Annotated in this window: 10 protein-coding genes and 1 pseudogene; 1 reads left to right on the plus strand and 10 read right to left on the minus strand. The window is 37.5% G+C overall.

The window, feature by feature from the left end; all coding sequences use genetic code 11:
• Nucleotides 1-175: 175 nt before the first annotated feature.
• The gene (gene ltrA, locus NR125_RS20850; protein ID WP_372675476.1) at nt 176-2,023 is read right to left on the minus strand and encodes a group II intron reverse transcriptase/maturase; all 1,848 of its coding nucleotides are present in this window, start codon (nt 2,021-2,023) and stop codon (nt 176-178) included.
• 906 nt (nt 2,024-2,929) lie between these two features.
• Nucleotides 2,930-3,097, minus strand: a complete 168-nt coding sequence (locus NR125_RS20855) for a hypothetical protein (RefSeq protein WP_160169279.1) — start codon at nt 3,095-3,097, stop codon at nt 2,930-2,932.
• A 438-nt stretch (nt 3,098-3,535) separates the two neighbouring features.
• Here NR125_RS20855 and NR125_RS20860 point away from each other — a divergent pair, with 438 nt between their 5' ends.
• Nucleotides 3,536-4,135, plus strand: a complete 600-nt coding sequence (locus tag NR125_RS20860) for a restriction endonuclease (RefSeq protein WP_256816078.1) — start codon at nt 3,536-3,538, stop codon at nt 4,133-4,135.
• A gap of 370 nt (nt 4,136-4,505) precedes the next feature.
• Here NR125_RS20860 and holB read toward each other — a convergent pair whose 3' ends face one another.
• The 8 genes and pseudogenes from holB to NR125_RS20900 all read right to left on the minus strand — a co-directional run.
• Entirely contained in the window at nt 4,506-5,480 is a 975-nt protein-coding gene (gene holB / locus NR125_RS20865; protein ID WP_256816079.1) for a DNA polymerase III subunit delta', read from the minus strand.
• Nucleotides 5,480-5,722 (minus strand): hypothetical protein, encoded by a 243-nt coding sequence (locus NR125_RS20870; protein WP_256816080.1) that lies wholly within the window; start codon nt 5,720-5,722, stop codon nt 5,480-5,482. Before NR125_RS20870 ends, holB begins: the two co-directional genes overlap by 1 nt.
• A gap of 295 nt (nt 5,723-6,017) precedes the next feature.
• The gene (locus NR125_RS20875; RefSeq protein ID WP_483863891.1) at nt 6,018-7,778 is read right to left on the minus strand and encodes a hypothetical protein; all 1,761 of its coding nucleotides are present in this window, start codon (nt 7,776-7,778) and stop codon (nt 6,018-6,020) included.
• A gap of 45 nt (nt 7,779-7,823) precedes the next feature.
• On the minus strand, nt 7,824-9,611 hold the full coding sequence (ltrA, locus tag NR125_RS20880) for a group II intron reverse transcriptase/maturase (protein WP_256816082.1): 1,788 nt from the start codon (nt 9,609-9,611) through the stop codon (nt 7,824-7,826).
• Between the two features lie 698 nt (nt 9,612-10,309).
• Nucleotides 10,310-10,696, minus strand: a pseudogene (locus NR125_RS20885) (AAA family ATPase); the annotation flags it as partial.
• 106 nt (nt 10,697-10,802) lie between these two features.
• Nucleotides 10,803-11,222 (minus strand): hypothetical protein, encoded by a 420-nt coding sequence (locus tag NR125_RS20890; protein WP_256816083.1) that lies wholly within the window; start codon nt 11,220-11,222, stop codon nt 10,803-10,805.
• 92 nt (nt 11,223-11,314) lie between these two features.
• The gene (locus tag NR125_RS20895) at nt 11,315-13,123 is read right to left on the minus strand and encodes a reverse transcriptase domain-containing protein (RefSeq protein WP_256816084.1); all 1,809 of its coding nucleotides are present in this window, start codon (nt 13,121-13,123) and stop codon (nt 11,315-11,317) included.
• A gap of 638 nt (nt 13,124-13,761) precedes the next feature.
• A partial coding sequence (locus NR125_RS20900) for a ThiF family adenylyltransferase (protein ID WP_256816085.1) occupies nt 13,762-14,248 on the minus strand: 487 nt, incomplete at its 5' end.

Consider the following 14,248-nt stretch of genomic DNA (forward strand, 5'->3'; position numbering starts at 1 on the left):
TAAATTTCCTGTGATCTCTGCTTCAATCTTTTTCTCTGCGCGATAGGTAACCTTTTGATATTATCTCCAGGTTTTCCCCCGCCTCACACCGTGCATGAGACTTTCGAACTCACACGGCGTTCCATCTTTCTCCAAATACACTTTTTCTATAAGTTAATGTATGATTTGTTGTTTCCTAAATGGCAACCTTACCGATAAGTGGCATACCTTCGAACTTTCTAAGGAAGTTTATCTTATCGATTTGTTCCTTATTCAGTGAGTATTTTTGTATGACCTGCATGAGTTTTGCCTCACTTTTTATTCTTATCATTTTGTGTATCTCATCCACTAAGATAATTAGGTTTTGGTATCGGTCATCTCCCGTTTCCCTGAAAGGGATGATGTGATGACATTCCCATCCTTGCTTACCTAATACCTCTTTAGTGATTGCACATTTTCCGTTCTGTGAAATAAACTTTGAAATCCGATTGTCGTTATATTCAATGGATTTCTCCGGATTGTACTTTGACATAACATAATGAAGAATATTAGGGTCAATTTTTATTAACCGTTCGTGTATAGCCTTTCTTCCTTTGACTGTGAAATCACAGATATCTTTTCCGATGTTCATAGGGCTTACATGTCTCTGGGCGAAAATTGGAGCCAAAATTTTGTTTTGGATCGCTTTCTTCTTCCAATTGTATCCCTTATACCTTTCGGCTAGATATTTGTCGTATTTCAAATCGTTTTGGGAAGACCACCTATCTTTAAGGCGATTTTTCAAGGTTTGACGACAAAGAAAGTCAATATCTTGTAAATCTTCGGTTATGTTTGTTGCCATGTTGTAATAGTTTTGTATACCATAGATAACCGAATTATAGTTACTTACTTTCTGCCTATTAGGATTCCTTTGAATTATCTTAATGGCATCTTTAATTTTAAGTACTGCATTATTCTTAGCCTTTTCCGTCATATTACTGGTTACAACCCATTTTTGGTCATACTCGGTGCTGAGTCGAGTTAGTTTTCGACATCTCCCAGTTGTTTTGACTCTTTTAGGATTGTCGACTGCCGTATCTGATACCTTGACCTTTTTGGCTACTGTTCTTTTACTCTTCAGCTTGACCCTCAGTTTAATTCCTAAGAATTCTGAGTATCGCTTTTTAAGGTTGACAATCTTTGACTTCTCCTCAGAACAATCGAGCTTGAGCCGAGTCTTAAGAAAGTCTTTAACAGCGAGTTGGATCAATTTGGCCTGGCTAGCAGTTCGACATAGTATTTTGAAGTCATCTGCATATCTTACAATGAATAATTCCTTTAGTTTGGAATTGGTTCTTAGTGCCCTATATTTCTTATCATTTACGCTATATGGTTTTCCTTTGTTAACTCCTCTGATACATTTTGCGGGAAAGCTTTCCCACTGGCTACTAACCCACCAATCCAGTTCGTTTAGAACTATATTGGATAGCAGCGGAGATAGAATTCCACCTTGAGGAGTACCCTTGGTCGGCTTTCCTTCTCCAGAGATTTCTGCTTTTAACATAGCAGAGATAATAGATAATAATCTTTTATCTCTTATCCCCATAGCCCACATTTGTTTAAGTAGTTTGCCATGGTTAACGTTGTCAAAGAAACCCTTTATATCAACGTCTACACAGAAATGAGTCCCTGTAATATTTATCAGTTGTGTTACCCTAGCAATAGCATGTTTAGTACTACGGTTAGGTCGGAAACCATATGAATGAGGGTGAAATTTTGCCTCACAGATAGGTTCTAAGATTTGTAAGATACATTGCTGAAACAGTCTGTCCCACATTGTAGGAATACCTAGAGGTCTTTCCTTGCCATTGGGTTTCGGAATCATTTTCCTCCTAACAGGCTGTGGCCTGTAGAATTGAAACATGTTCCTAATTTTCGTGACTACTTCTTCAACATTCAACTTCTCCAGGTCCTTAATGGTAATACCATCAGTTCCCTTCGTTTTGCTACCAGTATTTCTTTTGATATTACGGTAAGCAAGTCTAATGTTTTCCTTTGTTGCCATTAATTCAATTAAATTATAGAATTTTTCCCCTTCTTGACTTTGCGAATATAGGTTATCAAGTAATTCCTGAACCCCATAGTATTCGTTATGCCTCAATTTCTTCTTCGAATTCAAGTCGGTACCTCCTTGCAAACGTTTTTGTTTGCTCAGATAAACCTTTCTTAGTCTTATTCGAACCTTGAGCCGTTTTAGAAATCTTTAGAAAGTGTGTATCCTTCTGAAAGACTAATGGCTATTCCTCCCTCGCTTATTATCACGAGTTCACTGGTCATGCCATCACGATCACGGAATATGAAACTGAGTTATCCTTTATCGGCTAATCTCACCTTAAGTATTTCTCAGTACCGCTTCACAGGATGTAAGTCCTCCACGTTATCCGCTTCCCACGTTGAAATATACCTATCTTTTACTGAACAATAATGCATCATTGTTCAGTGCCTATTTTAGGTGCTTCCTATGAACCTGATGGTCATCCAAAGCCTGTAACTTTGTAAGGATTTTCATAAAGTAGATTCTTACTCATCCTCAACCATCGTAGCTAAAATGCTACCCACCACCGCTTAGATGGTGTTCTACTATAGATTCGTACATTCGGAAGTTCGTCAGTGCCTCATTACCTTTCCAAGTTTAGAGGTACATTCTCACCATGACAGGCAGACACAAGCAGCATGAACCGCACCGACCCCCTCGGGCTGGCTTTCCAACAATCTGGGCGGTTTCTTCCACCTTGACATCGAGCTTAGTGACACGCTAATTCTTACAAATTAGTTCGTGCCCATCGACCTCGCGGATTCCCTTCGGGGCGTTACTCCCTCATTTGAAATCTCGGTATATTCCTTAGCTTCCCCTGAAATGCAGAAGCCCCTAATCTTTACGATTGTGGTAGCGCATGCCACCCAATCTTAATTAGGAACGTGTCGCACCAACCTGAAGATCATCTCCGTTGAAATAAAAAGAAACAAAACTGCCTTCTGTTTTAATAAAACAAGCCTTTTCTCCCAATCTTGCTTTCTTTGCACCTTTCACCAATGATGTTACGGTATTTTGCAGCACCTCTCCATTAACTTTAAACATTCAAAAATCCTCCTTAAAAAGTTTATAAAAATAAAAAACGCCTCAGATCGCGATTGAATTAAAACAATCACCATCTGAGGCGTATTTTTTAAAAGATAAATTATCCTCTCGCATGAGCGGATAGTAAAGAAAGAAAGTTTATAGGTTAATATTACCTTTAATCCCTTTTTAATTCAATAATTATCCAATAAAACTTTTCCTCTCAAGTTACTTTGATTAGAGACGCTACCTTAATACTCATCCTGTCTAAAACAGCTTTCATAAATGAATTAAGCAAACTTAATTATTCACAAAGGCCTGTATTCAGATATTTTTTCTTTTTGGTCTTGATCTAAAAAATTTATCGGATTAATTTGTTTACACATGTGTTCACATGTGATATTATAAATTTGTAATCACATGTGAACACAAATTCTTCCGAAAAAGGTGATATGTAAAATGAAAGTTAATGTTTGGTTAGTACGCCCTCTTCCACATGGAACGAACCACATGCAGGATTTCTTAAAACACAATCGAATCGCTGTAGGATATCCTGTAGGAAAAAATTTAACTAACTTAGATTACAGTCAAATTCGTCAGCTCCTAGAACAACATAGTTGGGAAGAAGGCATTGGAAATGTTAATACATTGGTAAATGTTATGAATGACGGGGATATCGTAGTGGTACCAGATGATAATAAAAAAGATGTCTATTTCGGAGAAATTGATAGTGATTATATTTATGAGCCTTTATTAGACAAAAATAAAGCTGGAAGTGGATACCCACATCAAAGAAGTGTGAAGTGGTTCTTTAACAAAAAACCACTATTGCGTTCTGAGTTACCAGATGAGCTGAAGGGCTCTATGCGCTACCCTGGTACAATTGCCGATTTAACTAAGCATTATGAAATAATAATGAATGTTATTTATGGGGATAAGGTGAAAAATGAAATCCATGAAACATTGGAACAAAAGGCACTATCGGTTATTGAAGAATTGTTAGATAGCACAGATCCAGAAATTCGCTTAAAGGCTGCTGAAGTCATTTTAAAAAGATAAAACTAAAAACTCCCTTTACTTATTAATAGTAAAGGGAGATTTTTTATCAGTAGGAAGTTATATTCCATTCATTTTTGAAAGAAACCAACATCTTCTATTGGTAAATTAGGCTTTTTCTAATACCATATCTACATACACTTTTGCTATTTGGAGTCTTCACTTATACGAACAACTTCATCTCCGCTTTCACATTTAGGACAATAACTTAAGCCCATATCAGTCTTCTTACTAACAGCAAAGTCTACCTCACATAGGCCGCAAAAATATACATTCCAATTATTCATTACCTCACCCCTAATGTCGTGCTTTTTTGTGTTTATCTCATATCAATTTCATAATATGTTTCAATTGTTAATCATAAAAGTTGTAATTAGGCAGCTACTGAAACTTTTTGCAAAAGTTGTTCCAATACTAAGACATAGTTAGTGTTGGAACGTAACTTCTCTTTGGCAGTTAGAATCTCTTCAAGAATAGTCACCAAGTCATTAGTGAGGAACCGGTTTCGAAAATGTTCAATCAATTGAGTATGCTCAATTAAAGAAACCTTTCTTCCTAATTGGTAGTAAAGGACCTCCTGGAACCATATAGCAAAGAGCTGCATGCTTATCTGTTGCTTCTTTTTATCGGAAAAAACCTCCGGCCATTCAGTCTGTATTTTCACTACAGCTCTGAAGGGGTTATTAGCAAACTCTTCTAGAGTATTGAAAAATAGATCTTTAGCATTTAAGAACCATTCCTCTTCAAGCAACTCTTTTCCTCTTGTCACACTCTTAGTAATATTAGATAACAGATATGCTGCATCAGAGTCTAATCCTTCATTCAATAAATTTTTATATAAAACGTCACTTGATACTTGTTGAAAGTTATACACTTGTACACGGGATATTATCGTATCAAGCATACGATTCTTGTTTTCTGTTAGAAGAATAGCCAAGGATATTCCATTGGGCTCTTCCAAAAACTTTAATAAGCTATTAGCTGCCTGGACAGTCATCCTATCAACATGCTCAATGATATAGCATTTCCTATCAGACTCTACTCCTTTGAAATGAAACTCTCTTTGCAAGGAGCGAATCTGCTCAATTTTTATACTTTGTCCATCAGGTTCTATGAAATGTAAATCAGGATGGTTGGTCGAATCAATTCTTTTGCACTCTGTACACTTCATACATGGTTCATTGTGAATAGTATTTAAACAAAAATATCTTTTGGCCATCCAAAACGCGACATCCTTTTTACCTGCCCCAGGTTCACCGCTAAATAAATAGGCATGAGTAAGTTTTTGGTTTAAAAAAGCCTTTTGAATAAGTGAGGTCACTTTAGGTTGAATAGCTTTAATATCCATTAAGCTGCTGCCCCCTCACCTAGTGCGATTTCTAGTCCTTTAACAATGACATCATAAGGAAGTGCTTTTCCATATTTTGATATGTCTTGAATAATAGAAAAAACACCTTCATCATAATTACCAATAGACATTAACTGTTCGGCCTTTTCCCAGGCTAGTTTTGCTTGCTGACTGGAGCAAAGCCTGTTTCTCCTAGCTGCAGCAATATACCTTTTAAAATAATTTGTAGTTTTTTCAAACATAATAACTTCCTCCTTAAAAAGTTAATGAGTGCTGAAACAAAAAAAAAACACTCTAGTAACGTTCGACTGAATTTGTGCTGGAAAGGAGCACAGTCGATCACTACTAGAGTGTTTCTTATAATACATAATTAGTCCCGCTTGGGTCTAATAAATCATTAACAAGTTTTATAGATATATTCTATCATATTAAACTTACAGAATACACCAAAAAAAACCAAAAAGCCTTGAATTATTCAAGGCTTTTCTTTTAAAATTATTGGCGATCCTCTTCTGTGGAGAATAAGTATTCGAATGGTTACTTCTTAAACTCATTTTTAATAAGATTCCATTCTTCTTCATCAATTACGATAAGCTCAAGTGATAGTCCTAACACTTCTTCTATAACACTTTGAACAATACTTCTGTTCATTACTTTTTCAAGCAGTTTTACTTTTGCCTTTGTAGGCATTGTGACGACTATGTGTTGTGAACTAATTGCACGCACAGTTGCCTCTCTATATAGAGCCATTACCTGCATACGCTCCGCCTTTAATGTTGACAGGATCTCTTCACGATTTTGGTTATACTGTTCTCTATACTCTTTCTTTGCAACTGAACAGATACCTAAAACCTTTTTTAGCTTTGGAGATTCATTGACGGTTCTTTCCTTCTGTTGTGTCTCTGGTAAGTCAATTGGATTTTCAGGAGGAACTAATTCATCAGATGCTAGGTTGTCTTCATCCATCACCTGAATATAATCAGCACCTTCTTCCATATCTTTTTTAAATTGGTCAAAGAATGGAGCTGGTTCCTCAATAGTATTTGGATTAAAATTGTCTTCTTCCTGTTTTGAATTCTCCTGTAGAAGTTCAGATTCTTGCTCCGTGGAGGACTTTTCATCCATACCGTTCAAATCATTTTCAATCATTGAAAGTAAATCCAATGGATCCATATCTGCTACAGTAGGTTCATCTGCAGGCTCAGAAAAAGTGATCTCTTTCTTTAGGTTCTCTGGTTCCTCTTGAACTTCTAATTCCCCAGAAAGTTCCATGATTTCTTTCTCCAGATTAGACGGTTTGTTCTCTTCTTTGGATGGGCAGGTAACGCTTTCCCCGTCCATTTGCCGTACAAAAGCTTCAACCTCATCCTCTACTAGGATTGGTTCACTCAATTTAGAAGTCTTTTCCTGAAACTCAATTTTTTGTTCTGGTTCATTGTCCACTGCATTAGAGACTGCAACCTCTTCAGCCATTACTGAGAATTGACCACTTGCCAGCATTCTCTTTAGATTTTCTACTTCCTGTTTCAAGGATTCCAACTCATCAAGTGGATTATCTGCAGCTGCCTTAATTAAAGCTACCTCGAGAATAACTTTGTCTTGGCCGCTGTATTTTATTTGAGACTGGCACTTCGAAAGGATTTCAATAATACCATATACCCTTCCTATATTAACCGAGCTAGCAATCCCTTTAAACGATTGGTCTGTCAACGCTTTGGTTAAGTTCGCCTTGTCCCCCACCCTGCGATAAACAAGGATGTCCCGGTAATAGGCTAATAAATCTTCTAACAAAAACTTAGGCTCTTTACCTGTTTCAATGGTTTTATCTAATAGATCCAAAACAACTGAAATATTCTTTTGTTCGATTGCATTAACCATTTCTCCAATCATTCCGATATCGACAGACCCAGTTAGGTCTATTACATCATCTGCAGTTACCTTTTCATCAGAATGGGAGATTGCTTGGTCAAGCATACTTAACGCATCCCGCATCCCGCCTTGAGCAACTCTTGCTAGGATTTCCAGAGCCGGTTCATCAACCTTAACATTTTCTTCTTTCACTATATATTTCATTCTGTCCATTATCGCTTTATCCGTGATCCGTTTAAAGTCAAAACGCTGACAGCGTGAAAGAATAGTTAATGGGATTTTATGAGGTTCTGTTGTAGCAAGAATGAAGATAGCATGCTTAGGTGGTTCTTCAAGAGTCTTCAATAATGCATTAAAGGCTCCTATCGTAAATAGCAATAGGTAAGACTTTGAGGTTATCTCCGTCTTTTCCCCTGCTCCGCACCGCACGTGCAACTTTCATCGCATACGGCGCTCCATCTAACTCTATGTCAATTAAATACTTTCAAGTTTACAAAGGGCTCTTAATTGATTTAACTTACGTATTTGTGCTGCATTAAGGCTCAGAATTTTGATGTATTTGTTAATCGTTTCTGGTTTGATAGCATGGATTAGTCTGTGCACCGTTTTATGTACAAAGACCAGATTAGCAAAGCTATCCGTACCACCTAGAGAAACGGGTAACTTATGGTGACAGTGGGCTACGTCAGCCGTGAGAAGCATATTTGTAATCGCACATTTACCTTTTTGCATTGAGTATTTTGAAAGTCTGTTATCAAGATATTCAATGGAGCGATTTGGAATGTTTGCTTTCATTAGCTTTACTAGTTCCAGGTCCCATGAAAAGACGTTAGGAGTGTCGTATGGATTTAAACTTTGTGAAAAGTTAAGGTTGTTTTGTGTTTTAACACCACAGATAGGAAATAGATATCCTGCCTTTTTAAAGGAGTAAGTCTTTTTCCTTCTGTAACCATACAACCTATAATAAGTCGATGATTTCTCAACCTTTATATATCCATAACTTGCGACATTCTTTAGTTTTCTTCTGAGTGTTTTAAGTAAGTTAAATTCAATTTTCTCGAAGTCTTTATTTACGTGAGTAGCATATTTGAAGAATTGCTGACTTCCTAATACTACTGAGTTATAAAGAGCTACGTTTTCGGGAGTTGGGTGCTTCTTCAGCCTCTTAATTTGTTCTCTTAGTCTAGTTTTGATTTGCTCAACGTTTCTATCGGCAATATTTGTTTTAGCAACAAATTTCTTTCTCTTAGGGACGACTTTAATTTTGTAGCCCAGAAATACAGAACTGCGTTTTCTGAGGTTAATAACCTTAGATTTTTCTTTGGAAATGTCGAGTTTAAGTCTATCTTTAAGATAGCCTTTAACTGCATAAAACCATTTCCATGCAGTTTTGTGGTCTCTAGCCATTATTCTAAAGTCGTCTGCGTATCTCACAATGTACCCCTCTTTTAGTTGTGATGCTCGTCTTAGATTGTAAATCTTAACATCGTTACCAGCGTATTTATGCTTAGTTTCGAAGGATTCCCACTGATTTGCAACCCATTGGTCGAGGTCATTTAGAACAACATTTGATAAGAGTGGAGATAGAATTCCTCCTTGCGGTACTCCCCTTGATGGAATACCTACTCCTTGTATTGGGGCTTTTAACATTTTCGAGATTATTGCTAATACTCTTTTGTCTTTTACTCCAATATTCCAAAGTTGTTTAATGAGAAGATTGTGATTCACATTGTCAAAGAAACCTTTTATATCAATATCGACTGTATAGTGTAACTTATTGATGTTGATAAGAGTTTGCACTCTTGCTATAGCATGTCGAGTTGATCGTAAGGGTCTAAAACCGTAAGAGTGATTGTAAAACTTTGCTTCACATATGGGTTCAAGAACTTGTAAGAACATTTGTTGGATGATTCTATCCTTAATAGTAGGAATACCCAAAGGGCGTTTCGTACCATCGTGTTTAGGGATATAAACTCTCCGAATGCTCTGTGGCTTGTAATTGGTTAAGGTTCTTCTGATTTCGGTAAGGAAAGATTCCTTATCTTTCTCAGCAAGATGAATGATGGTATATCCATCAGTTCCTTTCGTTTTGGAGCCAGAGTTCTTTTTGACGTTCCTATATGCAAGCATTATGTTTTCATCCGATAGGATAATTTCGAGTAAATCCTTGAAGTTGCCTCCAGTTTTACTAGATTCAAAGAGTTCTTTTTGAATTTCCCCAAACTCGTAATATTGCTTGTATCTTACGCCATTTGCGCTCATAGGTGCATCACCTTCTTTCAGTGATTAACTCACCTTCCTACCCGAATTATGAGCTTCTACTTGTTTTGTCGTATTTATTGCTAGTAGTCAGACTTGGGGCTATCCCTCCATTATGTTTCCATAACTTCAGCGGTACTGTACCCCTACTCTCACAGAGACAAATGCATTTCGTTCGTAGTTGAACTTATAGCAAACTCCTGATGATAGTCATTTTGTGGAGTTCTCTGCTTTCCACGTTCCGATAAATGTAGCTGTGCATATACTTTTAGGTGTCCGCTTTGAGCCTGTAAGTTTATAATCTCGTCGCTGATTATCCCGAATTTCATAACATGCAATCTTACTTTTCGGTAACTTACCTTGCACTTGCAAGACCTATCTTTCGATTAGGTTAGTCCTCTAGACTCTTTCATTCGCGGGTTTCGTCAGTCTCTCTATAGAGACATTCTCACCATGAGTATTTTGTAGCACTCCGGCCTATCTCTCTCCATATCACTTTAAAAGTGACTTAGGTTCGATTCGGCCGACTTTACCTGGCTTCACACTAAAACGATTCTATCTATCGCTAAAGCATGCAGGAGTATCAAGTTGTTAGTTTCAATCAGCATGATGATATCATTCCTAACATCCATTTATCAGTTGTAACTTGATTTAAAATCAAGCCCACTCTTTTCCTAGCAAGAGCTAGTTATAGAATAACGTGTCGCACGCATGTGTACTTCATCAATTATATAAACTTTGTATTTTCCATATACAGGTGTATAACCGATTTTGTCCCTTAATTCTCGAATTTCATCGACTCCATTGTTTGAAGCGGCATCAATTTCAATAATATCCGGATTATTATCAGAGCATATATCACATGCTCCACAAGGCTCTCCATTTACTCCACTGATACAGTTTACAGCTTTTGCAAATAACCTAGCTGAGCTGGTTTTACCAGTACCTCGTGGACCGGAGAAAACATAAGCATGTGAAATTGAGTCTTGATTTAATGCGTTTAGTAAAGTTTTTTTGATATGGTCCTGACCAATTAGGTGATCGAATCCTTTTGGACGATACTTTCGATATAAAGCTAAGTGTGCCATTCTAATCTCTCCTTAAAAAGTTAATTTTACATTAAAGCGTTATATTCTCTCTGAATGTCCTTTGAGACATAAGTAGGGTTTGCCCCACACATTTTTGCATTGAAATCTAATGAATTCCAATTTCATTGGTATGAAACAGTGTGTTCATAATATTATTTGCAATTTGAGCGGCAAATTTATTTGTCGCACATCTTTGAGGATTATTGATGATTGCTTCCCCGCATGATTGACCAGGAAAAGCCGTTTCTTCATCCGTCAAGATATCCTCAAAAACCCTTCCAACTGGCGGCAAGAATACTTGGCCGTTCCTTTTGTAACCCACCACGATCTGACCGCTGAAACCTGAGTTGGCCGCAATTTGTTTTTCCATTTGACTATACTGGCGTTCCTCTTTTCCTGGAACAACGTATACACCTTCTACTCCCGCATCAATGTAGATAAGATCATCTAAATAATTGCTGTGAAAGAACTCATCCATCAGCTGCCGGCTTCGATTGTAGGATAAGGGCCCAGCGCCTTTCCACATTTCTGTGGCAGGTTTCCAAACCCTCTCCCCAGAACCGTGCTTACACCTTTCAGCGTACACGGCTCGCCAAGTAACTCTAGTCTTGATAACTATTAGTCTAATTGTCCAGCATGAAGGTCAACATGACACTTCTTGCAAAGAACCATAGTCTTCCTTTGACGTGCAATCATCATCTTTTCCCACATTTTTTTACCTTTTAGGTCTTTTATTTTCTTAACATGGTGGACTTCCATGTTTCCATCCTTATTTCCACACCATTCACATTGATTAGCTCTAAGTCTATCTTCTAGTTGAGTTCTTCCATGGTATTTGTGCCAAGCAGGAGGTATATCGATGTTTTTATCGAATACAAGTTTTTTAGTTCTAGAGAATGGTCCATTAAATAGACTCACTGTCTTAGTTTCGTTATGTTTATTCTTGTAGTTAACATGTAACTTACCATCCATCATGTATCTTTTTCTGACTTCAGCAGTGCTTGTTTTGTATTTGTTTGCAAGCGTCTTCTGAATGCTTTGGTGAATTAGGAAGAACGGATTCTTAAAACTATGGATGTTATTAGCTAAATTATAATAGTTGTAGAATCCTCTAATCTGGCTGTTGTAAGTCTTGATAATTTCAAGGTCCGAGCCGTTAATATATAGGGGATTGTGGATTGCCTTCCAGGTTCCGTCTTTCATGATTTTCATAAATCTATTCTTAAGCATGAAATCTCTTATTCTATCGTGGGGAAGAGCAAGTAAGACATTACCGCTTAATTGCCTGACTTTCCCTTTCACCGTATCAAGGGTGTCCTGACTCTGATTGATTTTGATTTCATATCCTAAAAATCTCGCTGATTTACTATTGTGGGTGATGAGAGTTTTTTCGTCATTTAATTCCAGCTTCATCGTATCAGCTAAGTATTTCTTCGCCTTTTCTTTAATGTACTCCGCGTCTTCTTTGTCACCGATAACACTAACAATGAAATCATCTGCGTATCTGAAATATTTCAACCTTTTAAAACTCTTATCCATTGGGTCTTTTGAAGGCATTTGCCTATATTCTTTCTCTAGTTGCTTAATTTCTTTCAGCAAGGTTTCTTTTCTGGTTTCATCATTAGATAACTTACGCTTTTTACGTCTTTGGCGGACCATATTGGTTTTGTTCATGTATTTGTTGTTGTGCGTCCTACCAGTACCCGTGTTAAAATCCTCAATTAATCCTTTCATAAACTCGTCGAATTCATTTAGAAAAATGTTCGCAAGTATCGGACTGAGGATTCCACCTTGGGGAGTCCCGCTGTAAGTTCTATGATATGTCCAGTCTTCGACATATCCTGCGTTAAGAAATTTTCTGATTAGACTTAGGAACCTTTCATCCTTTATTCGTTTTCTAAGAACCCCAATGAGTATTTCATGGTCGATGTTATCGAAGAATCCTTTTATGTCTCCTTCAATCCACCATTTGGTACTCTTACACGTGTCTTTAATTTGCATTAGACATGTGTGGCAGCTTCTATTAGGTCTAAAACCATGGGAATAATCTGAGAACGAAACCTCGTAAATAGCTTCGAGAATTGCCCGGACGATTTCCTGTACGATTTTATCGTCTGTAGAAGGAATGCCTAGAGGTCTCTTTTTATTTGAATTTCTTTTTGGGATATATTCCCTTCTTGCTGGTTTAGGTTGATAACTTTCATTTTTGATACGTTCTATTAACTTGTTGATTCTTTCATTGCCGAAACCATCAAGCGTTTCGTTATCAGTTCCAGGTGTCATGTTACCTTGATTAGGAGCAATTTTTGTATAGGCTTTTACATAGAAGTCTGGATTAAAGAGATTACGGTATAAATCCTTAAATACGTAACCGTCTTTTTTACTTTTATCATTCAAGACTCCTAAAACTACTTCTGGTCTTTGCATGGTATTTCACCACAACCTTTCTTAAGTTTTAGGGCAAGTTACTCTGTCTCCCTTTGCCAACCCTGTTATCGCAACAGTGTTTCAGCAGTAAATTGCAAAAAAACAGTGAACTTCCCAATTTCTGAACAATACTGTTCTTTCTTACCTTTCACTAACTGATGTGCTAGGCTTTCCCTAACTCTGACTACTACGGAGACTCCGTTACCATGTTGGATATTCAGACGCTAACGTCATAGCCCAAGGGCGTTCCAATTTAGGTAATCCCCATTTAGTACATGGAATGGTAATAGCGGAAATGGTTAGGTTTCCCGTTCGTTCCTTTAAGCGCTTATTGCACCTGGTATGGCTATAAGTGACGAAAATCAGGGATAACAAACCTGACTTTCTAAGCCAACCTACTCTCTTTCCCACGGTTACGAGTAGGGAGATGGTTATACCCACCTTGGAACTAGGATTCAGGCAATCAAGCTTTAACCGTACATTCCCTTTCGCTCTTGGAACAACAAGGTACAGCGTGGTTCATTCCCTTAAGTCCGTTGACACCATGCTACACTCCCCGATTAGTTTCCCTTTCGGATAAGGTGTTGAGCGGTAGAGAGTCACTGTCTCTAGCGTTATTCACGCATCATTCCATGCCCTTATGGGCGCACGTTATCAACCATCCCTATTAATACCGGAATAATCCGCTTATTTTCTTTAGGGAAAGTAAATAACTTTTGAATGAACTCCAAGTCCGTCACATACTGAGGGACTGATGAAAACGGTACATTATAATGCTCCGAATATCTTTCTCTTAAAGCATCTACTTTAAGTGTTCCTACATCCTCTTCATCAAAAAGCTGATTTTTGAGATTTTTCTTTTCTACTTCATCAGCATCACAAACATACATGGTATATTCGAAGGGACCGACATGATGATAAGAGAACGTTTTTTGGACACCATATGTAGCAATATCTTGGCAGAGAGAACGAATAAAGTGGCTGCCATTTGCGCCTGCACCGACCTGTACTATGAAATAGTGAGGCTTTACATTACTCTCTTTAAACAACTTTAAACCCATTATGATAATTCCTCCCTCTATAAATGTTGATTTATCAACGGTTTGACCCGTTGGTGAGGTGTCA

Source organism: Cytobacillus sp. Bac17 (genome assembly GCF_024519925.1).
Taxonomy (GTDB): Bacteria; Bacillota; Bacilli; order Bacillales; family Cytobacillaceae; genus Cytobacillus; species Cytobacillus pseudoceanisediminis.